16 protein-coding genes and 1 pseudogene are annotated in these 21,971 nt (G+C 44.0%); 10 read left to right on the forward strand and 7 right to left on the reverse strand.

Annotation, left to right across the window (positions count from 1 at the left end):
• Positions 1-18: 18 nt before the first annotated feature.
• Positions 19-321 carry an HU family DNA-binding protein gene (locus IPJ71_02455; protein ID MBK7842547.1) on the reverse strand — a complete coding sequence of 101 codons (303 nt, stop codon included), beginning with the start codon at positions 319-321 and terminating at the stop codon, positions 19-21.
• A gap of 310 nt (positions 322-631) precedes the next feature.
• Between IPJ71_02455 and argS the strand changes: the two genes are divergently transcribed.
• Entirely contained in the window at positions 632-2,176 is a 1,545-nt protein-coding gene (gene argS, locus IPJ71_02460) for an arginine--tRNA ligase (protein MBK7842548.1), read from the forward strand.
• A 286-nt stretch (positions 2,177-2,462) separates the two neighbouring features.
• Here argS and IPJ71_02465 read toward each other — a convergent pair whose 3' ends face one another.
• Positions 2,463-2,855 (reverse strand): hypothetical protein, encoded by a 393-nt coding sequence (locus IPJ71_02465; protein MBK7842549.1) that lies wholly within the window; start codon positions 2,853-2,855, stop codon positions 2,463-2,465.
• A 387-nt stretch (positions 2,856-3,242) separates the two neighbouring features.
• On the opposite strand from IPJ71_02465, the gene IPJ71_02470 reads away from it, so the two are divergent.
• Positions 3,243-4,019 (forward strand): hypothetical protein, encoded by a 777-nt coding sequence (locus IPJ71_02470; protein MBK7842550.1) that lies wholly within the window; start codon positions 3,243-3,245, stop codon positions 4,017-4,019.
• Positions 4,020-4,028: 9 nt separating this feature from the next.
• Positions 4,029-4,217, forward strand: coding sequence for a hypothetical protein (locus IPJ71_02475; GenBank protein MBK7842551.1), 189 nt, complete (start codon positions 4,029-4,031; stop codon positions 4,215-4,217).
• Here IPJ71_02475 and IPJ71_02480 read toward each other — a convergent pair.
• The gene (locus IPJ71_02480) at positions 4,181-6,382 is read right to left on the reverse strand and encodes a hypothetical protein (GenBank protein MBK7842552.1); all 2,202 of its coding nucleotides are present in this window, start codon (positions 6,380-6,382) and stop codon (positions 4,181-4,183) included. The genes IPJ71_02475 and IPJ71_02480 overlap by 37 nt on opposite strands.
• Positions 6,383-6,623: 241 nt before the next feature.
• On the opposite strand from IPJ71_02480, the gene IPJ71_02485 reads away from it, so the two are divergent.
• From IPJ71_02485 to pyk, 4 genes are all read left to right on the forward strand, one after another.
• On the forward strand, positions 6,624-7,310 hold the full coding sequence (locus IPJ71_02485) for a tetratricopeptide repeat protein (protein MBK7842553.1): 687 nt from the start codon (positions 6,624-6,626) through the stop codon (positions 7,308-7,310).
• The gene (locus tag IPJ71_02490) at positions 7,307-8,140 is read left to right on the forward strand and encodes a hypothetical protein (GenBank protein ID MBK7842554.1); all 834 of its coding nucleotides are present in this window, start codon (positions 7,307-7,309) and stop codon (positions 8,138-8,140) included. The genes IPJ71_02485 and IPJ71_02490 overlap by 4 nt, the downstream gene beginning before the upstream one ends.
• A 171-nt stretch (positions 8,141-8,311) precedes the next feature.
• Positions 8,312-9,847 carry a hypothetical protein gene (locus IPJ71_02495; protein MBK7842555.1) on the forward strand — a complete coding sequence of 512 codons (1,536 nt, stop codon included), beginning with the start codon at positions 8,312-8,314 and terminating at the stop codon, positions 9,845-9,847.
• 179 nt (positions 9,848-10,026) lie between these two features.
• Complete coding sequence (pyk, locus tag IPJ71_02500; GenBank protein MBK7842556.1) at positions 10,027-11,505, forward strand: pyruvate kinase; 1,479 nt, start codon at positions 10,027-10,029, stop codon at positions 11,503-11,505.
• A 31-nt stretch (positions 11,506-11,536) separates the two neighbouring features.
• On the opposite strand, the gene IPJ71_02505 is transcribed toward pyk, so the two are convergent.
• On the reverse strand, positions 11,537-12,523 hold the full coding sequence (locus tag IPJ71_02505; protein MBK7842557.1) for a cyclic nucleotide-binding domain-containing protein: 987 nt from the start codon (positions 12,521-12,523) through the stop codon (positions 11,537-11,539).
• Positions 12,524-12,774: 251 nt separating this feature from the next.
• Between IPJ71_02505 and IPJ71_02510 the strand changes: the two genes are divergently transcribed.
• Together IPJ71_02510 and IPJ71_02515 are read left to right on the forward strand one after the other, a co-directional pair.
• Positions 12,775-13,314 (forward strand): hypothetical protein, encoded by a 540-nt coding sequence (locus IPJ71_02510; protein MBK7842558.1) that lies wholly within the window; start codon positions 12,775-12,777, stop codon positions 13,312-13,314.
• 36 nt (positions 13,315-13,350) lie between these two features.
• Positions 13,351-13,986, forward strand: a complete 636-nt coding sequence (locus IPJ71_02515) for a hypothetical protein (protein MBK7842559.1) — start codon at positions 13,351-13,353, stop codon at positions 13,984-13,986.
• Between the two features lie 45 nt (positions 13,987-14,031).
• Here the strand turns inward: IPJ71_02515 and IPJ71_02520 are convergent, their stop codons facing one another.
• Together IPJ71_02520 and IPJ71_02525 are read right to left on the reverse strand one after the other, a co-directional pair.
• Positions 14,032-15,525 carry a rubredoxin gene (locus IPJ71_02520; GenBank protein ID MBK7842560.1) on the reverse strand — a complete coding sequence of 498 codons (1,494 nt, stop codon included), beginning with the start codon at positions 15,523-15,525 and terminating at the stop codon, positions 14,032-14,034.
• Positions 15,522-19,073, reverse strand: coding sequence for a molybdopterin-dependent oxidoreductase (locus IPJ71_02525; GenBank protein MBK7842561.1), 3,552 nt, complete (start codon positions 19,071-19,073; stop codon positions 15,522-15,524). Before IPJ71_02525 ends, IPJ71_02520 begins: the two co-directional genes overlap by 4 nt.
• A 451-nt stretch (positions 19,074-19,524) precedes the next feature.
• Between IPJ71_02525 and IPJ71_02530 the strand changes: the two are divergent.
• Positions 19,525-20,381 (forward strand): annotated as a pseudogene (locus tag IPJ71_02530) (transposase).
• Positions 20,382-20,656: 275 nt separating this feature from the next.
• Here the strand turns inward: IPJ71_02530 and IPJ71_02535 are convergent.
• Positions 20,657-21,805, reverse strand: coding sequence for a hypothetical protein (locus tag IPJ71_02535; GenBank protein MBK7842562.1), 1,149 nt, complete (start codon positions 21,803-21,805; stop codon positions 20,657-20,659).
• Positions 21,806-21,971 lie beyond the last annotated feature (166 nt).

Here is a 21,971-nt window from a genome sequence, read left to right on the forward strand (position 1 = left end):
TGTTCTTTTGCTCAGGCTTTAGAGCTGACCCGATTTCTTGCGCCAGCCGTTGATTGTGCTTTCCTTAAAATCCTTGCCTGGTCGGAAGCGAGGCACGCAACTTGCTGGAATCGTCATGAGAGAGCCAGTTTTGGGGTTGCGACCATTTCGAGATTTTCGCATGGCTCGATCGAAGGTGCCAAACCCGACCAATTTGACCTCCTGCCCACTGCATACCGATTTTTGAACAATTTCTAAGATCGAATTTAAAAACTCCTCTGATTGAGTCTTGCTGATTTGGTTCTTTTGCGCTAACTGGTCAATCAATTCTGCTTTGTTCACTGAGTATCCTCCCGTCATTGGGAATTAGGTGCGATTTTTTTGAGGATGGCCAAACTAAGGCGGTGAAATCGATCGGTCAAGAAAATCTAAGCTGCGGCAGGTGAAAATCATTTAAAAGAGAAGCATTAACTGGTAGTTTTAAAAATATGTTGACAGATTTAAAGCAAAAAATTGTGACCGACCTCTCAGCCATCATTCATCTACCGGAACGGGAAGTTATGTCCCTTCTAGAGGTTCCAAAGGGATTGGATCATGGACATCTGGCCCTTCCTGTTTTTTTATGGCCAAAGAACTCAAAAAGGCACCAGTCTTGATAGCCCAGGAGGTAGCCCTGCAGATTAAGGCGCGTCATAATCCTCTCATTGAAAAGGTAGTCCCTTTGAGTGGTTTTGTAAATATTCACCTCAATCCTCAATCTTTTCAGGAGGCCCTGCTGAAATCAGTTCATGAGCAAGGTGATGCTCTTGGATACAGCGAGGAGGGACGAGGAAAGAATCTTGTGATTGATTTTTCCTCGCCAAATGTTGCAAAGCCTATGAGCGTTGGCCATTTGCGAGCGACGGTGATTGGCCAGGCCATCGCCAATCTGGCTAAATCCCAGGGGTACCATGTCATCGGTTTGAATCATCTTGGAGATTGGGGGGTTCAGTTTGGAAAATTAGCTTGGGCCTACTTGAATTGGGGAAATGAGTACGATTTTGACGCAAGACCTTTTGAATCTCTTTTTCAAATCTATGTCCGCTTTCATGAGCAAGCTGAAAAGGACGAGAATTTGAACATCCAGGGCTCGCTCACATTTAAGAGACTCGAAGAAGGGGATTCTCAGGTCACAGAAATTTGGAAGAAGTTCGTTGATGTCTCCATGCTTGAATACAAAAGGCTTTGGGCGCTATTGGGAGTTCAGCATGATTTGGTGCGGGGAGAATCATTTTACAATGATAAGCTGAAGCCCACGGAAGCTCTCATAGAAAAGGCAGGCCTTTTGGAAGAGAGCCAGGGGGCCATGGTGGTTCGCCTTGAAAGTGAAGGCCTTCCGCCTTGTTTGATTCGAAAATCCGATGGAGCTTCTCTTTACGCAACTCGCGATATTGCCAGCGCGATATACAGACGAGAAGAATTGAAGGCCGATCTCAATCTCTATGTGGTCGGAGAGGAGCAAACTCTTCATTTCAAGCAAGTATTTCATGTCCTAAAAAAGATGGGATTTGAATGGGCCAAGGACTGTCATCATATCTCTTTTGGTCTTTACCATTTTAAAGAGGGCCGTATGTCGACTCGAAAGGGCAATGTTGTGCTCTTAGAGGAGGTTCTCAGCAAAGCCATCGAAATGATGAGGGACTTGGTTCAAGAAAAAAATCCAGACTTGAGTGATCGAGAGAAGGATCTAGTGGCTCGCCAAGTTGGCGTGGGAGCTGTGATTTTTAATGATCTGGTCAATGATCGCGTGAAAAACGTTGAATTTGATTTGGCTCGAGTTTTAAGTTTTGAGGGCGACAGCGGTCCTTATGTGCAATATATGAACGTGCGTTGCCTGAGTGTGCTACGCAAATACGGGCATGAAATACCTCATGACATGCCAGTTGTTTTAGATTCTCAATGGGAAAGAGAACTCATTCGTCAGTTAATGAATTTTCAAGATGTCCTTCACGGGGCCTTTCGCCAGTTCAAGCCTCACATTCTCGCTGTGTACCTTTTGGATCTATGCCAGGCTTTCAGTCAATTCTATCATCACTGTCGGGTTTTAGGCGAAGCGCCTCAGATTGAACGATCGCGAGTGGCTCTCGTCTATGCCGTTCACAGAGTGCTAACTTGTGGGCTTAAGATTTTAAATATTGAAGCCCCTGATGTGATGTAGCGGCTTCGCCTCCCATTATAATGACTCTGGGGCAAAAATATTTGTAGGCTTCTTATGATTAGAAAATAGACTTGTGCGATCGCGGAATTCCTGGAAAAATGCGTACATGGTACGCCGTTTTCTAGAAGACAAGATCACATCGAATTTGAAGTACAAAAGCGTGTTGCTGCTCGGTCCACGCCAGGTCGGGAAGTCGACTCTCTTTCTTGAAATGAAATGTGGAGCCCTTCTTGTATTGTAGTGTCGGAGAAGTAGCGCAAAAGAATGAACGAGTTGCCTCTGCGTTCTACTGATGAGCCTTCGATTGCGCATAGGGATCACTCGATATAACTTCGCTACCAAAGAATTTGTTGCCTCGATTTCTTTTGAATTCGGGATGTCGTCCAACGAAAAAAATCTGATCGATTTCTTTAAGTTCATCATAAAAACGTTTTGCCTGGGTGAAAAATACTTCATCACCGTGCAGCCTCTGATTAAAGTAGTTGATAATCCCAGCATTTTTTCCTCGAAGGGAGCTGATAGTTTCACCGTATTCTGGTGAGTAAAGTAGCTGAGCAAGTAATCCGTAGGCATGCGATTGAGAAGAATTTTCTGGAAAGCAAAAAAGGACTTCGAGCGCCTGTTCGACCCCCCTGGAGTTTAAAAAACCTGAAGTTAAGGATGGAACTTTTCCTGTCACACAGAGCTTATCTGCAGGTTCGAATATGGTCCAGATGCCCCAGAAATGTCGGCTGCACGGACATTTTCACCAAAAAAAGTCATTGTTTCAAAGGAAAATATTCAGCACAGGTTTTGCATTATGAGCTGTATGGATTTCCAAAATATCCTAGGCCAGCTTGAGGGTGTCTCTTTTCGCAAATTTAGGCATAATATTCCCAAAATTTGTCGCCTTTCCTTCTGCACTTTTCTATTAGCTTGCGCGTTCTTCTTAGCTATTCAGAATTTTGCAGAGGCTTCATCGTGCCTAAGATCGTTGGTTTCATCATCAAGTGAAATCGAAGATAGGATCATTAGAATTCTTTCCAAGAAATTGACATCGCCAGATGATCAAGAATGGAAGAGCGAGATGGCTCGAGCTGATAAAATTCTAGCTCAAATCGTTGCAGAAAAACTTAGTTCGCTTCCAGAGGCGAAAAGCGAGGCTCTCATAAAAGGTTTGGAAGCCATTGACTACGAAATATCCAGAGACGGAAGTCAACACGGATCTGTTAAGTACTCTCCCGATATTTTGCCTCAATTGGTGATGGAGGCCCTTCATGCAGGGCCCTATAGCCGGATTGTATTGCGCCATGAATTGAGTCACTATATTAGAATACATGGAGGTCACAGCGATTCGCAGATGGCATTCAACGAAGCAGAGAAACGTCTGAATCGTCCAAATGGACTTCTACGTGAAGAGGCGCGCGCTCTTTCGGATGAGTATGATTTTGTCCACCTCCTGTGGAAAGTCGAAGACATAGGAAGATTGACAAGCATGGTCCACCATGAACCCGCTGATTCAATTCAGATGCTTCGTCAAGCCGGCATGATGAATGGGGACGGGCGGTTGATGTTTGGAAAACAATTTTCGAAGTTATCCGACTCAGAGAAACTGAAACTCATGCCCCACGTGAGAGAATGGATGGACTATCAACAGAGAATTTTTTTTGTTGATACTGTTAAAGAAGTCCTCCTGACATCAAAGAGTCAGTTTGTAAAACACCGATTGCGTTTATATCGGCCTGAGCAAGCTCATAGGAACATTACTTCATGGGCCAAAAAATATTTTCCTGGTGGCTTTGTCCGCGTTCTCGATGTCTTGGGCGTTTTCGAACTAATAAGCAGAATCAGTATCAGCAAGTGAGATAGAGGATTGTCTGGAAAAAAGGCCGAGCAAATTAAAAAATGGGGTGTTAGCGGCCCCGAACAGGACCTGTCTAACTACCGATCTGAAATGAAATGTGGAGCCCTTCTCGTAGTGTCCGCGAAGGGCACAGAAGCGAAGCTCGTTGTCTCTGGTGCGCACTATTTTCGAGGTGAGGCAGATGCCGAAGGCCTTTGAAGAAGGGAAGGGAGTTCACGCAAGTTTTGAGAGATCTTACTCATCTCCTCTATTACTGCCAGATTATCTGAGTTGATAGGAACCAGTCGGCTTGGGTGATGCACTTTCATCGCATGCTGAATGATTTCAAGATTTTCGAGCAGTGATTTTGTAAATTGAATCAGATTAAAGATATTTGAATGAGCAAAAGTTCGATTGATCCTTTTAAATGCCAAGGCCTCCTCTGCCTGCGAATCTTCATTGAGAGAGATCATCCGGTTCTGAATATGTACCAATACGTCTAAATCATAGCTCAATCTGTTGATCATTTCACCGAGGTGATCAGGGTTGATCATGGAGGAGATCTCAGGCCAACTTCTACTATAGCCAATGAGGTTGCCTATGCCGAATTCTACATTCATCACCCATCCGTAGATGGTTTCGATTTCTTGAGCCAACTGTTTGAAGGCGGTTCCTAGTTTCTGAACTTCAAATTGCGGGGAAGTATCATCATCAGGAGTCGAAGTATCCTTGTCTATCACATCTATCACGTCTATCACAGCCCCGAGATCGGGCAATGGGGGTGTTTTATAAAGGGTGATCGAGGCATCTGCTTGAGCGCGATCATTTTCAAGAAGAAGAGGCTCAACTTCTTGACTGTCCAGAGATCCCAAAATCGCAAGGGAGGACAAACGAGCAAAATATTCTGAAAAACGACGCATAAATTCGCGGGTGCGGGAGGGCTTTCTTTGTTTGTCAAGATTACGAGCAATTCTTGAGATCGAATCGCTGTTTCTAGAAGTCACATAATCGAGAAATTCATAGTCTTCAGCAGAAATGGATGTAGAGATCTGCAAACCAAACTTCAAGAGTCGTTCGTCACGTGCCGCTTGCAACAAAAAGAGGCTCAATGCTGAGGCATGGCCTGAAAGACTTTCTGACCACGGGCCAGTGCTACGGAGCTGATAACCAAAATAATCGACTGAGGTACCGAGCGCTCGAGAAAAACTGTATACGTGGTTTATTTCCAAGTGCATTTTGAGGTATTCAAGTAGAGGCTTTTCTTTTGGTTCACCCCACGCATTGATCTTCTCGTATTTTGCTTCTGATCCAAAGCTGAGAACAAAATCTGGATCAAACCTACGCTCATCATACTCTCTCCAGAGAAACAAGTCGCGAGTTTTAAGTGTATTGGGTTGGACGCGCTCAACTAGACTTTTCAATCTGCGTTTTGATTGAGGGAGGTTCTTGAAGACGCCTGATCTGCGGAACCAGAAGCCATCAGAAGGAAAATCCTGATCCATGAGCAAGCGGGGCTCTTTTGCCCAAAAATGCAGGAGAACATAGGGGTGAGTTCCTATTCGCAATAGAGCATCTTGGAGCAGCTTATGGAGCGATATATCGAGCTTGTATTTCGATGCCTTAAAGTATCTCTGATCCAGCATGAGGTCGTACAGCAACTGACAGGTCTGAAACACAATTCGAACCCCGAAACGAGGATGGAGTAAGGGAGAAATGGTGTCTTGGAAGGAATCAACAAAACTCCTCGCTTCAGAGCCTTTTGTCCCATGAAACCTCGGATCCACACGAATCATTTCATATTTAGCGACAATCTCATTTCCAAGGATATATCTTAGAAGTTGGAGTTGATCAGACAGAAAGTAATTTAACTCTGAACTGCTACGGGACCACTCAACCGGAATCAACTCACTGGAAACGGAAGATATGTTGTAGTACAAGATTTTTAAAATTTGCCCCTGGTCTAAATGTCCTTGAAGGAGGATATTATTAACTGAATCTCGGTAATCTCCGATGAGATTGACGAAGTGATCGGGAGAGCCGTGAATGTGATTGCCATATTTCTTCCCTTCTTCTACCCAAAAGCGGAGTTCATTGTTCTCGATAAACTTGTTTAGTTCTTCCCAAGATTTCAGGTAACCCGATGGGGTCGGGACGTCTGGTCTTCTAGTCATACGCAAAGAGGTCGCTTTGTCGGGCTTGGCGTGTGTTGATACGACAAGGGGATGGTCCTCTCTTGTACCGGCAAGGCTTCCGCGGCAAGTTGACACATCCTTTTCTGAGATAGGCTCAGCGCGTCGTGAGTCTATCCAGTAGTCGCCACCAGGTCCGGCGATAGCTCTGGCAGTTGTTAAGAGGCTGGCTGTACCTAACAAACAAAAAAGCATGAGTTTTCTGGAATTTAATTTCATGGCCCATGGAATACTGCGTAGCGATATCTGAGTCAATAATGATAGTAGGCGTTAATTAAGCGACAAATCGAAATTGCGAGTTCGCCATTTTCACTCTTTGCAGCCTTATGCTCCAGGAATTTGAATTCCTAGATTGAGAATGTCAGAGGACGGCTTTGAGGGGTCCAATCATCAAAATTAGTCATAATTGTCAGATAGTTGTCCGATAAGCAGGTTGATGGGTAACCAGCCATTTTTAATCTATATTTCTCTTTTGTTTTCCGGCTTGGTATGGGCTTATGGGGCCTTTCGCCATCATTTTAATGATGCCGACCTCTTTCAGGAGAAAATCCTTATTCTCCGCGAAGCTGTCGAGAGAGAACGTCTGCGGACTCGGGTGGCACAGGAGGACATGGCGGTCTTTCGCCAACAGGTGGCATCTGTTATTCCAGAAATTCTGAAAAGGGAAGGGAAGGGAGAAAAGGGATATCCTTTGCGTCAGTTGGCCTCAGTCACCTCTGGGAAAAAGGGCGATGGGATAACAGAACACGTCTCGGCGATTTTATTTGAGAGAGCAAAAAGTAAATTCCGGGAGGGAGAATTCGAAAAAGCGAATGAGCTATTTCTGAAGATAATTAATGAGTTTTCGTATTCAGTTCATATCGCGGAAGCCTTTTTTCTTCTTGCCGAGGGGCAGTTTCAGATTGGAGTTCTAGAGGACTGTGTGAAGACGGCAGAGAGAATGGTGGATCTCTTTCCTGGAAATGAATTGACGGGATTTGCTTTGCTTCGAATGGGAAAGATTTTTGAAATTCAACATCGTCCAGAAGAAGCCCTTGAAATTTATAAAACAGTTTTACGAAGTTTCCCTCAACCCGAGGTCGCAGCCCAAGCGGCTCGCTCTCTTCGTTCTGTGGATTTATGAAGAAATTTATTTTTACCCTCATCATTTTTTTCTGCTTCTTTGGTGAAATTCGCATGAAGGCTTCGAGCAAGACCCTTAATTCGAAAGAAAAGGATGTGCATTTTGTCGATCGGAATAAGGAAACTCATCACTTTCAAATTGGCGAGGGGCTTGTATCAGATCCCTTCGATTGTTTAGAAAAAAAGCAATATCCATGTTCTATCAAAACAGAATCTGAAAGATCCTGGGCATGGAAATGGGAGGACGGTCGTGTTGAATTCTCAAAAAAAACGATGGCCATTCTGGAGTCTCCAGGAGAAGTGAGGCTGATTGAAGGCAGTCTCGTTGTCTATTCTGAGAGTGGATCTGCCTGGCTGAGAACTTTATTTGGGGACGTCGCCTTGAGCGAAGGGGTGGCGATGGTTCGTCGGGACCATAGCATCGGCAAATTCGAGGTGAATGCTTTGATAGGAGAAGTTTTGATTTATCCGCGTGGTTCAAAGGAGGTCCTTTCACTTCCTCAAGGTTACCGCAATTGGTTAGGGGAGATGCAAAGTGGAGGCTCGTCCGCGTCTGAAATTCCTCAGTCCATAAACAAGAAAGTCGTTTTAGAAATGTGGCCCCTGGTTTTTAGTGGTGAACCATCGGAGTATTTTCAGAAGGTTCGAAATTTTCATTCCTCGTGGATGGAAGCGGTAAAAAATATTGGATCATTCCATCAGACTTTGGTCGAGCGACGTCTGGCTTTTATTGAAGAGGAGCGTCGTTTGGCTCAGGCCAGAAGAGCCCAAGCTGAAACTGAGAAGAGAATGCTTCGAGACTTGTTTCGTCGCAAAAACTTTCTCGACTAAAGATTTACGACCAAGGCTTGGAATCGAAAATCTGCCGGTGGTTTTTTCAAATAAATCGAATAATTGGGATAAAATATTTGAGGTAATGCAAATGCGCCGAATTCCATTTGGCTCTGTTGGGAGGAGAGGGTATGTCATCAGTCAGCGGGTCGGGGGGGGCTAATCGGCAGGATGATACAGTTCGACGCAATCGCGAGGACTACGCAGAGAGAGAGCCAAATAATCAGAAAGCACAACAAAGAGATTCGTCGTTTGAATGAATCTCATCAAGCCGAGATGGATCGGCTGCAGGAAAGCTATGGAAAGCAAATTCAAGATGTGAAAGATAAGTCCCGCCAATCTGTATCAGTGCGAGAGATGCGTCATCAAAAAGAAACTGAAGACCTGCGCGATCTCTATCGCAAGCAAACACAGGCGCAAGTTCAATCATCAAATGAGAAATACCAGGCTCTAAAAGAAGCAGTTGCACGGGATCAGGCTAACTTAAAGTCAACGGGAGAGGATCAAACGAGTGCCTTAAATGATCACTACCGCACTGTTGCATTGTCAAAAGACCAACAGCATGAAAAGGAGCTGGAGATCATGCGAGAGGCTCAGCAAAATGCGATTCAGAACAATCGTGAGAAGTTACTGGCACGGCAGAGGGCTGAGCTGGATGCAATTGAGGGCTCTCGTCGAAAAGAAATTCTTGAGTTGCAGAAGAGCCTGGGCGCCCTTCAAGCCACTTCTGCCACCCGGCTGAAGTCCCAGGAAGTTCAGCATATTCAGGATAAACAGAGAATGTCTGATAATCTCATAGACACTGTCCGCAGAGAACGGGAAGGTTTTAGTGAGTCTCTTATGGCCGAAAGGGAGGGAGCGCAAGAGTCCGTCCGACGTCAGACTGAGCGAATTGACAAAATGGCTGCTAAAGAGCGTGAGGCCTTGGAAAAAACCAGAGAGGACTTGCAGGCTGACGTGAGTGGTCGGGTCAACAACCAGATTCGCCGGTTGGAACAGCAGGTGGGAGATCTCAAGGACGGGAATATTCGTAAGGAACGTGAGATCAAAAGACGCGCTAGCCAGGAAATTGACAATTTCCGCTCTGCCTCTCAGCAAAATGTCGAAAGTTTTCAGAATCAGGCCAGAGACGTCAGTGAATCCTACAAAGAACAGAATGCCAAAGACATCAAAAAGGTGCGCAAAGACTTTGACGACCAGCTGATTGCCTCTCAAAGGTTTTATCGAGGGGAAATGGCGTCCAATAATGCAAAAACCAAGGGTTCTTATGAACAGCTCAAAACTGACTTCGATGCTCGTCAAAAGCAAACAAAAGAGCAGGCCGATCTCAGGGTCGAGAAGGTGAGAGAAGATGCCAATTTGGTTTTGGAAAGAATGAACGACTTTTACAAAAGCAAAATTCAGGATCAGAAAATAAATCTAGATGAAGAGAAAGCTGAGGTCCGGGACAAATTTGAGGGAGACAAGAGGGAGTCTGTGGAACGACTCCGAGCCCAGGTGAGAGAAGCGGAAATTCGCCACGATCGGAAGATCAATGAAATTGTGGCGCAGTACGAAAAACGTTTGGCCGAAATTAGCGACAAGAGAGTGATTGAGCGTGAAGGAACGGAAGTCATTCAAAAGCGACAATTAGGGGATGTGAAGCGAATTCACGAAAGCCAGTTAGCCACTCAAAAATCCAATATGAAGAGAAGCTGGCTGAGCTAAATGACAAGCACCAGAGAGAGATGCAAACTCTCCACCAAAGGTACAGCGATCAGATCAATCGAATGTCGGTCGTGGTCAAGAAAACATAGATCTTGCACCCAGAACATAGACAGCTCGAAACTATCCAGGTATAGAATTTGTAGTCCCATTATCATTTTTACTGAGAGTTTGGTGAATCTATGTTGGCGGATCGTCGCGTCAAAATTGTAGCTACTGTTGGTCCCTCGATAAGCCAAAAAGAGAATCTCAGGGCGGCCATTGAAACTGGCGTGAATGTGATTCGTCTGAATTTTTCACATGGGACCCATGAGGAACACCTAGAGGTTATTCGTTTGATCAGGGAGATTTCTCGTGAGCTGGTTGCTCCGGTTGCGATATTACAGGATTTACAGGGGCCAAAAATTCGGGTTGGAAAATTCAAGAACGGTTCCATCGAACTTAAGAAAAATGAAATTGTCATTATCGATCCTGATCTGGAGATCGGAGAAGAAGGGATTTTGCCTACGGATTTTTCGGAATTACCAGAGGTCGTGGAGCCCGGAACAAAAATCCTTCTTGATGATGGCTTGTTGGAATTGTCCGTCACCAGAAAAATCGACCGAAAAGTAGAAGCCAAAGTCATATATGGCGGTATCCTGAAAAATCGCAAGGGCATGAATCTTCCCGGAGCAAATCTTCCAGTTGAATGCCTGACGGAAAAAGACCTGGAGGATTTGGAATTTGGACTGTCTCAAAAGGTTGATTATGTGGCTCTCAGCTTTGTCCGAAAAGGAGATGATCTGCGCAAATTGCGAGAGCTGGTTGAGTCCCGTCAACCTGGAACGAGAATTATAGCCAAGGTCGAAATGCTTGAGGCTCTTGATAATTTAGATGAAATCGTGGCGCTCAGTGACGGAGTGATGGTCGCGCGAGGTGATCTGGCTGTTGAAGTGGGGCAAAGCCAACTGCCTGGCGTGCAAAAAAAGCTGATCCACATGTGCAATCTTGCGGGCAAACCTGTCATTACAGCTACCCAGATGCTTGATAGTATGGTCGAAAATCCAAGGCCCACTCGCGCAGAAATTACGGACATAGCCAATGCGGTTCTCGATGGTTCTGATGCTCTTATGCTGTCTGCAGAGACAGCGAGTGGCAAGCATCCGATCAAGTGCATTCAAACGATGCATGAGATTTCGACTGAGGTTGAAAAAACGGGTGATTATTTCTACAATATTTCTTTAGAGGACGAGTTTACAGATGTGGCCCAGGCCATTGCGGCGAGTGCCTGTCTGACGGCTCAGAAACTCAATGCTTCGGCTATTGTTTGTCTGACGACTTCAGGCAAAACAGCCTCTATGATTTCCAAGTTTCGTCCAAAAGCTCGTGTGATTGCGGTTACTCACATTTTGGAAACTCTCAACAGGCTGGAACTTGTCTGGGGCGTGCAAACACTCATCATTCGTCCTTACAAATCGACAGACGAGGCCATGTCACAAATAGAGGATTTGCTGATCAAATATGGTTTGGTTAAACACGGAGACAAGGTTGTCTTGACACTTGGTGTTCCAGTCCTGCTCAGGGCGCGTACCAATTCTCTGAGGGTTTTTGCAATTGGACAAGAGGGCGAGCTGATTGGAGATTCGTCCTTGCTTCCATTGAGATTTCGGCGGACCACTTAGTTCAAATAGTTCAAAGTTTGTCCGGATGGACTTAATGGCTTGGAACTTTTTTGAGAGTAAAGATTATTTCCCAATAGGGTAGGATCGTCTGAATTTCAGATAAAACAAATTTCATCGTCAGTTTCCCGCCATCTGCACTTTGTTTTTCTTGAGTTAGGCCCTTCTCTGCAAGCGAATCAGCATCATTCGTTTGAAAAAGATAGTTAAGATCCTTCATGCTATTATTTTGTATTTCAGTCAGGGAGACCGTAACTTCACCTTTTTCGTTGGGCTTTTCCTTCTGGCCATAAAATCTGAGAGCTCTCAGAGCAGGAAGCTCCTTCTCTGTGATCGTGACTCGCTTGGATTCCTCTGTAAAAAGGTATTTGTTGTACCAATCTACAAAGCCCGTCAATTTCGCATGGTCTAAAATGGTGAGTCTTTGTTTTCCTTCGCCCAGGTCCTCAACCTTCATGATTCCTAAGCCTTGCAGGGTTTGCATTATTTTTTGCATTTTATGGGTTGGTTGCTGAAATATCTGAATTGTGTAATTACGTAAAACACCCGATGGGATTGTTAATCCCTCTGGCACCTTTTCGCCACACTTGAAACCCACCAAGCTGATGATTGCACAGAGTCTTGAAATGGAATGATCATCAAACATCTCTGTGTTTTGGGAATTGGAGGATTCTAGATTTTTGATTCGTTGATTGGCATTTCTGAGGTTTGAATTGACGGTTTTAACCATGGCCTTAAGCCACTCGGGAAAAGTCTTAAATTGTGCATACAAGGCCGCAAAAGGAAGAATGATCACGTCTGAATCCTGCAAGGCGACGGCAGAAGCCGATCTTGGCTTGTTGTCAAAGAAGGCCATTTCGCCAAGCATCTCTCCGGCCGTCAACTCGGCCAACACGATATCATTGCTTCCCTTCGCTTTTTTGACAGCAATGCGTCCAGATTTGATGACATATAAGGCGTCTGATGGATCGCCTTCCCGAAAGAGAATTTCGCCTTTTCCAAACTTTCTAATGCCCGACAATTGAACTCATTCCCATCAATAAAAAGATATTCTGAGTCTCACCAGCCTTGCCTCCTATCGGCTATTCTTGGACTTTGAAAAAGCCAATAAGCAGGGCGAACGTCCTGTTTGCGAGTTAAAAAAGTATTTTCTCACCCAACTCAGTTCTGCCTATTTCGTTACATAATATTTTATTTTCTGGTTTGTTTAAAAAAAACCATCAAATTCCGACATGAGAATATGCAAAGTAAATCAGAAAGGATTACGGCTATATGAACCCTAAAATATCCAAATTTAAGATCTATTTTATGATCTCGTCCGCGGTTCAGGTTTCAATCATCGCTATCTCGTTAATTTTGATTTTAACTTCGATGGATGGCAGAGCCTTGGCCAAAAAAGCTGAGAGCGCTTCAAAGCTTTCAGATTATTTGTTGTCTTCCAGTGGATTTAACCAAATGAGCTCTGAGGACCAGGTCAGATATTCCATGTTTTTCGCCCAATTCGGATATGGCTTAGAAACCATTCAAAATGCCCCTCAGGATCAGCTTGTAAAATCTCCGAGCCACACAAAGCAGGAGTCTGGGTATCATCGCTTAGAGGGTTTGCAAAGCGAGAGATGGTGGTTTGCTGCCTTGTTTGGTGAGGAGGTTTTTGGAAGCGAACCTACCAGACCAAGAGAATCTGCTTGCCAGGCGGGTTCAAATGAACCGGGAAAACCGTGTGTAATGGGAGGCCATCTTTCTGTTTTCTATGATGAGGTAAAAAATAATATAAAGATCCCGAAATGTCGAGTGCCGGTCGAAGGCACTTAATGTGGAGGCACACAATTTAGTTGCAGTAGTTTTGGTTTGTCAGATCTTTTTCAGGTTGTCGATGAATACAATAATAGAAACAGGTCAAAGTTGATTTGTGTCCCGGCCGAGCCATCCAACCAGTTAGCCGTCCGTTGTGGACAGGCATTTGCCGACTGGAGAAATCATCATTTCAAAAAACTGTTTAATGAAAACGGCAAAATTGAATTGTCAGACAAAGTGATAGATGCAAGTCAGTGGCCAGAACTCGAGAAAAACTATGCTAGGCTCTTGGCTCATTTTGAGAAGACTGTTGATTGCGCCCAAGATAAAGTCGAAAGGTGTCGAGCTCTGAATAGGATACGAGAGGGAACCTATGGAAATGGGGTTTCTTGGAATTATGATTCAAGCACAAACACTTCGAGCGCCACAATTCCAGGAGTAGTAGGCACTGCCTCCTTTAGTGGGAAACCAAAAGGTGGGGCATTTTTTAGCGGTGAGATGGTTGATCCAGATTTCCAGCGGTCTGAGTGTGCCAATGTTCTCGCGGCTGCAACGGATATCAAGAAATCCTGGGATGCTGTGCCAGCTTCCATAAAATTGTGGGCAAGAGATTTCAGGCAGAAATCTGACGGGGTAGTTCCTGTTAATGAAAGAGAACCTTCTCGGAGAGGTGGCAAAGCCTCGACATAAAAATCTTCATTTCTATCTACCTTGAATTAATTTGTTGTAAAATTGCTAGATCAAAGAAACACCCAAACTAGATTGTTCAACCAACCTAAATTTACTTTTAGGAGCCTCGCAGAGAGGACAACGATATGAGTTGGGTAAGGACTGAAAAGAAGTATAGACAGGAATTTCTTGGCTCGTATCACCCAAGGTCTCGTCGTAAATCGTCAGGCAAACTGAACATTGATCGAGAAATTCGGGTGCAGTCTCCCTAAACGAAAAATCCTCTTTTACTGAGAACCTAACCTCTTCAGACTTTTTATGTTGATACGCATTGAATGTTTTGCATGCTATTTTTAATTTTCTTGGAAGTTGTGGCCTTAAGAGGTTTCTGCTAAATTCAAAACCTCTTCTCTCATTTGGGTCAAATTTATTGGAATAAAAAATGTCATACAGACAGAGTATATTCCACCTGCCAAAACGCAAAAGCGGTTTTCTTCGAATTAAGATATTGCAGTATATTTCGCTTTTCCTGTTTATCTTAATGCCAAAACATATCGCAAAGGTTCGTAAATCATCTTTGTTAAATCTCTTTATAATATAGTGTTTTAGATTCAAGGCGTCCTGATTTTGGTCTTCCACCTGGAAATTCAATTCATTGGCCGCATGGCGGACATTAATCAAATGCTTTGCTAAAACGGCATCCCAGAATATTCTATCCTTTTCTTCGATTCCCTTGATCATTAACGATTTCCAAGGTGTTGAACAGATCTGGCCGACCTTGGTTGTGAGGCAAAGTTCGCAAATGTCTTGCAAGAAATCAATGCTGAACAACTCGTCTCTTCTGTATATTCCGAGCCAAAAATAATTCATGCTATAGCGATTAAATCCCTCATAGTAGGGCAAGCGAAAGGCCATTGTCTTCAATGGTTGTTCCAGGTGTTTTGAATTGTAATGGCACTCTCTTTTAACTTCTTTGTAAAGGAGATCACCATCTGCCATTTCATTATCATAAAAGGAATCTTCATTTAGAAAAATAATATTTTCGATCCTCTGAGACACCGCAATCAAATCATTCGTATAGATCAACTCCTTCCACTCGTAGATTTTGTTGGTTTTAGGAAAACGCACAAACAAATGCCAAAAGTGCAAGCTGGAAGAAGCGACCCAGTTTATGTTTCCAGTAAATAACGGGGTAAAGCTTTGATTATTATCAGAAATATTGATCTTTAGTCGTGGCACGTAGTCCAACAAGTCAAAAATATCCTTGTAGATTCCCTCACTAAACCAAGATTTCACAATAAAGGCTTCTGTCGCCGGGTAGGAACTTACGATATTTGGTGATAAATCAGTGTTCATTTCAAATGACAAATTGAGACCGCTGAGCAATGAAATCAATTCCGTATATTTGTTCTGTCCGGTTATCAGAATCAGCTGCTGCCGCAATCCAAAGCTGACTTGATCGATACCCAATTTCTTACTTAGCTTGAGTATTTTCAGAAGGTCTCCAGGCGAAAGGATTCCTCCTGTGAAATTAATTTTAATAAAGTTCGATCTGTTCATATGGCCCCAATCGACTCATGAATGGGAATATCGCAAGCGGAGCCGCCATCATATCTCTGAAGTAATGATTTTTCCAAAATACTTCTGATCTCGGGTCGGCAACTTCCACAGCCCATTCCGGCGCCTGATTGTTCACACAGGCTTTTTAGGTCAGAACATCCGAGGTCAATTTTTCGTTCTATGTTTCCAATTCCAACTGTTGCGCAAACGCAAATAATTTTTCCCATTGCTTCTTCAGCAAATTTTCCCGATCGTAGTAGGCTCAATCTCTTATCAGAAAGCTCAATTTTATTTTCAATCAGATTTTTAAATTCCGAAAATTCCAATCGATCTCCAAGCAATATGGCGCCCACGAGTCGGTCGTTGTGGATAATACATTTTTTATAATATCTTTTTGCCTTATCTATAAAAACGACCTCCTCATATCCCTCATCGATCGGACATTCCACGAGTCCGAGCGAGCTTAAGGAAAGGCCAGGAATTTTCAGTATATTCATCAAAAGCGAGCCCTTGTAGTATTTGGAAATATCTCCCGAAAGATACCGGGCCGCTATCTCCGCTTGTTGTTCCGCCGCTGCCGTAATCCCATAGAGAGAGCCCTTAAATTCTGCAATTTCTCCAATTGCAAAGATGTCTGGATCAGATGTTTGCAGGTACTCATTGACTACGACTCCTCGTTTGGTTTCAATGCCTGATTCTTTTGCCAATTCAATATTTGGCACAGTTCCGATCGCGATAACGACGGCCTGACATTTTATCTGCAGTCCACTTTTTAAAATCAATCCCTCCACTCTTTCGGTCCCAAGAAAGCGATTGATCTCATCGTTATAGTATATTTCAATTCCTCTATCCGATAGGTCATCGTTTAATAACTGACTGCCCAATGAATCTAATTGACGATCCATTAGCCTCGATATCCTCTGTACAATCGTGACTTCCGAGCCTATCTCGCGCAGGGACGCCGCCAGTTCAATTCCCAATAAGCCACCGCCCACGATGACGATCTTCCCCTTGCTAAGGTCCATATATCTTTTTAAGCTGTCGGCATCTGATTTCGTTCGCATAGTAAAAATGCCCTGCATTGAAGGAACATCTTTGATCATCAGGGAGCGACTTCCCATCGCCAATATTAATTTGTCGTAAGTGTGAACCTGGTCGAGTTCATCAGTCAGTCTTTTGCGACTTTGGTCAATCGCTTTGATCCCTACTCCGCGGTGGAAAGTAAAGTTATTTGATTCTGATTTTGCATCCTCGTCATTCATTTTAACTAGTTGCTGCCATTTTAAACTACCGTTTATGTAATCTGGCAACAGAATGCGATTATAAAAGGGGGTGTTTTCATTTCCAAAAACGACGATTTCATCTTCTCTATTTAACTCTCGATAAGAAGTCACAAATCCAAAGGCGCCGGACCCTGATCCAACTATCACAATTTTTTCTTTTGGTTTAGAATACAACTCGACCTCAACCCGAGAATATTTGAAATCTGGTTCTTTGGATCTCGCGTCAACCAGATCGTGGGTGACATTATTGGCTCGATTCAAATCACTGTTTAATATTTTGCCCCAATGCATCGGCAAAAAAACAAGGCCCCTCTTAATGTCTGAAGATAGTTTTGCCTTTACCCTGACATTACCTCTTAAACTTGTGATATTGACGAGATTGCCATCTTGAATATTTCGCTCTCGGGCATCTTGCGGATTAATTTCCAAAAAGGATTCTGAAATATGTTGATTGAGTTTATTGACTTTACCGGTTTTACTCATTGTGTGCCACTGATCTCTAATTCGTCCGGTGGTGAGAACCAAGGGAAAATCTGAGTTCTCTTCTTCTGATTCATTTCTATCAGAGAACGAATGAATCATTGCTCTTTTGGAGGGAGTATAGAATTGGAGATCTGGAAAGAGTCGGGGAGTGCCAAAACCGTTTGTATTTTTAGGATAGGGCCACTGGACGCCATTCCTATTTTTTAAGATTTCATAATTTAGTCCGCCGATGTCAATATTGGTCCCAATGGTCGAGGCGCAGTGTTCGGCGAAAATATTTTCTGCGCTCTCATAATCAAATCCGTGATAATTCATTTTCTTAGCAAATCGACATATAATCTCAGCATCTGGCAAGGCCTCTCCTGGTGCCGGCATAATTTTGGACAAATAGGTGATTCGTCTTTCTGCATTTGTCATTGTTCCCTCTTTTTCGCTCCAGGCCGCCGCGGGCAAAACAACGTCGGCAAAGTTTAGGGTCTGAGGCGTAAGAGAAATATCCTGAATCACGACAAATTTTGCCTTTTTTAGTCCTTCTTCCGCGGCACGCGAGTTTGGCAGACTAATTAAGGGATTGGTGCAGATGATCCAAATTGCCTTCAATTTTTCTTCATATAGGGCAGAAAACATTTCGGTGGCCGTCAGGCCTGGTTTGTCCGGGACATTTTTAACCCCCCAGAATTTTGCGACAACTTCGCGATCTATCGAATCTGCCATATTCCGATGGGCCGACATTAAGTTGGCCATTGCGCCTACTTCCCGTCCACCCATGGCATTCGGTTGACCTGTCAGCGAGAATGGGCCTGAACCGGGCTTGCCAATCTGGCCGGTAATCAAATTTAAATTGATCAGGCTTAAATTTTTATTAACTCCGACCGAACTTTGGTTCAAACCCATGGTCCACATTGTTATAAAGCCCTTGGCGTTTCCGATGTGGCGTGCAGCAAGGCGAATGTCCTTTGCATTGACTCCGCAGATGTTTGCAGCGTCCTGGACAGATCTTAGCATGACAGTTTCTCTGTATTTTTCAAAACCTTGGGAGTGATTTCTGATAAAATTCAAATTGATTCGACCTTCTTCAATGAGGCATCGACCTATTGCGTGGTGCAGAGTGATATCCGTACCCGGATTTAACTGGAGATGTAGATTCGCCTCCGAACTCGTTTGGGTGATTCGTGGATCGCTCACAATAATAAATAGGTTAGGATCCTTTTCTCGTGCCAACTCAATTCTTCGCCAAATGATGGGATGACACCAAGCGGGATTTGCCCCCGCTACGAAAAAGCAATCAGCAATTTCCAAGTCATCGTAAGAAACAGGAACGGAGTCTTCGCCCAACGACATTTTAAGTCCGACAACTGCACTGCTCATGCACAGGCGAGAGTTCGTGTCTATATTGTTACTTCCAATAAAGCCCTTAACAAGTTTGTTGATCACGTAATACTCTTCTGTCAGACACTGTCCAGAAGCGTAAAAGGCCACTGAGTCCGGGCCAAATTTATCAATAAGAGCTTTGAATACTGCTGCTGTTCGATCAAGCGCCTGATCCCATGTCACTCTTTGCAGTTTGGCTCCCTTGCTATACCTCATCTCGGGATAAAGCAGTCTGTCACTCTGATCCATCACGGTGTAATGCAGATTCATTCCCTTAGAGCAAAGCATCCCATTATTAACTGGATGATCGGTGTCACCCTCGATCGATAATCTTCCAGCTCGATCTTTTTTTGCTGTGATTCCGCAGCCAACTCCACAGTAGCAGCAGGTGGTTTTGAATGTTTCCATCATACAGAATATACCTTTGAAAATTCAGTTGTTTTTAATAAATATCCAAACAGCATTCTGAAGTGCTACCACCAGGTCCTGCAATTCAACCAACCAATTTCTCAAGAGGCTCGCTCGTTTCTGCAAATTTCTTTTTTTGACATAGGTTGCCTCCGTAGCTGATTTCCTGAGGGAGAGTCTATTTTTTTATTCGAAAAAATAAGTCTTTCTATAAAGGACATTTAGCAAAGGCATTTTCGATGTCAATCAATGACTTAGGAATGTGCAATTGAGGTTCGTGGAGTGAAATTTCGCTTCATCGATTGTCGCGAGAAGAAATTTGTTGATTTTCATAACTCATTTTTGGGGCTGGAAGTAGCTACTAGCGAATATTTTCTAAACTGGCCCACGAGGATGTTGGTTGGCAGAGCGTAAATCCCATGAGTTGGCGAGGTATTTGCCTCTCTCTTCTGCTATGAAGCGAACTTGCCCCCATTGTTCATTTACCCATGATCGCCATCCGAAGTTCGGGTCCTTTTTCAGAAAATCGGATGGACGCCGGCTCAAGAGATTTCGTTGCAAGCAATGTCGACGCACGTTTTCAGAAGCCACAAGACAAAAGTGCTATCGACAAAAAAAGCGCCGTCTCAACCCACGAATCTTTGAACTTCTCTGCTCGGGAGTCTCACAAAGAAGGGTGGCTAAGCTTTTGAAAATTAGTCGAACCACTGTCGTTCGAAAGTTTCTTTTTCTTGCCCACTGGTCGAGAATAAGAAATCAGAAGAGTTTTGATAGGATCGAGCCTTTCACTGAGATTCAGTTTGATGATCTTGAAACGATCGAGCACACAAAATGCAAACCCCTTTCGGTAACCATGATCGTGAACCGCGCCGACCGGCAGATCATTGACTTTTGCGTGAGTCGAATGCCGGCCAAAGGTCTTATTGCTGAGATTTCTCGCAAAAAATACGGGCGTCGCCCTGACGAAAGAGGACCGGCAAGAGAGGAGCTATTCAAAAATATTTCATCTAAGATCGCTCCAAACGCAATCATTCACTCTGATGAAAATCCTCACTACCCACCATCAATATCGAAGTGGTTTCCTCAGGCCACTCACAAGGCCCACAAAGGAAAAAGGGGCTGCGTGGCCGGACAGGGGAGCTTAAAAAAATCGGATTTGACCCTCTGTTCACTCTTAATCACACCTACGCCATGCTCAGAGCTAACATCAATCGCCTCATTCGTAAAACCTGGTGTACAACGAAGGATCCCAAGAGGCTTAAGGACCATATTGACCTTTATGTGGATTTTCATAACCATCAGATCATCTGACAGTGAAAGCTTCCAAAAGAAAATCTAGATATTAATACAGCGCCAGCTCACAAGCCTTCTGTGAATATGTTGTATCCAAGGGCGGCTGACCCAAGGTGCGCGGAGCTTGCTAACCTAAATCTCAGGAGTTCAGTATCTTCAAACATGCGTCCGGCAGCAGCGCTCCCGTTGTGAGCACTGCACCAAGCCGAACTCGATCCCGAACTCCTGAGATTTAGGTTAGCAAGGCACCGTTGGAGTTTGGAAAAACAATCACGTAGGCCAGTTTAAAAATGTCAGCGGAGCCGGGACCTGCATGTAAGAGCAACTTTGGCCGAGAGTAAAGTATACTTAAGTGATATATAAACGCGAAGATTTCGGAGCCATAAGTGCTCTGGCGGGCCACCCATATAGGCGCCACCAGGATCCAGATAACCGCGAATTTTAAGCAATGAATCAAAGGCGACCTGACGAAGCTCAGGAGGGTAATTCTTTTTGTCTATCGCAATTTCTGTTAGAAAGTCTTTGGTAACTTGTGTGGGAAATGGGATATTGGAAATCCCTTTTACTGCTCTTATCTGAAGCCAAGGCACTTCCTGAGAATGACTCAGTCCAAGAAAATAATCTTTTAGCAAATGAACTGTTTCAGCGATTTCCTTAGTTGGGAGTGAGTCTTCTTTGTTCATTTTACTTTGTTGGGTTAGATCCCAGGCAGCATTTACCGCTACGTCTAGGGCCGTCGCTTGTATTTCAGCTGGAAATGAACTTGATAAGTATGTTCTAGCCAATTGATGTTTGAATTCATAATCGGCAATTTTTGACCTGCTCAGCCCCTTCAAATATGATTTCAGAAAAAGATGGGGGCTGAGCAGGATCCATTTATTCATCGGTTCATCTAGTGTCTCGCTGATTTCAGCAAGGCTTGCCCTTTCGATTGCGTTCTCCAAAATCATAGGAAAATAACCGTTGCCCCAATCTCGATGGATGTGTTTGCGATCCGTCATCGATTCCTGCATCAATTGTGCAATTGGAATTGCCAATTTCATGATCTCGTTGAGTGGATAGGCAAGTCCTCTGGTCCCGACAACAGCCGCAAATATCTTCTTGAAAAGAACATCATTATTCTCAAAAGAAATCCTCCAAGTGGCGATGTTGTCCACAAAAATTCTAAAAAAACTATCGCTGCGATCAGCGGTGTCAGGAGTGGGATGAGATACCAATTCATTCAAGGCAATCCTCCATTTTGCCTCAATCTTTGAGTAATCTGATTCCGAAATCCACCGCTTGTTATCATGGATAACGGTCAGAATCTTGCCACCCAATTCAATATCAGGCCCAGACTGCGCAAAGGCAGGTCTTGGCGCAAAGAGGGCCATACTCATCACGAACATGGCCATTTTAAAAAGAGGTCCAGAGGTAACATTATAAACTTTTCGTTTTATCAATTGAGCTCCTTCGATGATTGCTTTTCAGGCTGTGGCAAGCGAATATCAGATGAAAGAGGATGCGACAAGTACCTGTTTACATTGGAAAAGCGAGACTGGGCGGTTTTGTGTTTTGTCGAAAATCCAACCAAAAGCGGCAAGAACCTCATTTGATCGTTCAATCCAA

It is taken from the genome of Bdellovibrionales bacterium, from assembly GCA_016714165.1.
Taxonomy (GTDB): Bacteria; Bdellovibrionota; Bdellovibrionia; order Bdellovibrionales; family UBA1609; genus JADJVA01.

What these genes read in the sequence shown, in the direction of transcription:
- IPJ71_02525 (MBK7842561.1), bottom strand. Translation starts at nt 19,073, where the DNA reads ATGATGGAAACATTCAAAACCACCTGCTGCTACTGTGGAGTTGGCTGC.
- IPJ71_02480 (MBK7842552.1), bottom strand. Translation starts at nt 6,382, where the DNA reads ATGCTTTTTTGTTTGTTAGGTACAGCCAGCCTCTTAACAACTGCCAGA.
- IPJ71_02470 (MBK7842550.1), top strand. Translation starts at nt 3,243, where the DNA reads ATGGCTCGAGCTGATAAAATTCTAGCTCAAATCGTTGCAGAAAAACTT.
- pyk (MBK7842556.1), top strand. Translation starts at nt 10,027, where the DNA reads ATGTTGGCGGATCGTCGCGTCAAAATTGTAGCTACTGTTGGTCCCTCG.
- IPJ71_02520 (MBK7842560.1), bottom strand. Translation starts at nt 15,525, where the DNA reads ATGAACAGATCGAACTTTATTAAAATTAATTTCACAGGAGGAATCCTT.
- IPJ71_02490 (MBK7842554.1), top strand. Translation starts at nt 7,307, where the DNA reads ATGAAGAAATTTATTTTTACCCTCATCATTTTTTTCTGCTTCTTTGGT.
- IPJ71_02495 (MBK7842555.1), top strand. Translation starts at nt 8,312, where the DNA reads ATGATACAGTTCGACGCAATCGCGAGGACTACGCAGAGAGAGAGCCAA.
- IPJ71_02485 (MBK7842553.1), top strand. Translation starts at nt 6,624, where the DNA reads ATGGGTAACCAGCCATTTTTAATCTATATTTCTCTTTTGTTTTCCGGC.
- IPJ71_02510 (MBK7842558.1), top strand. Translation starts at nt 12,775, where the DNA reads ATGAACCCTAAAATATCCAAATTTAAGATCTATTTTATGATCTCGTCC.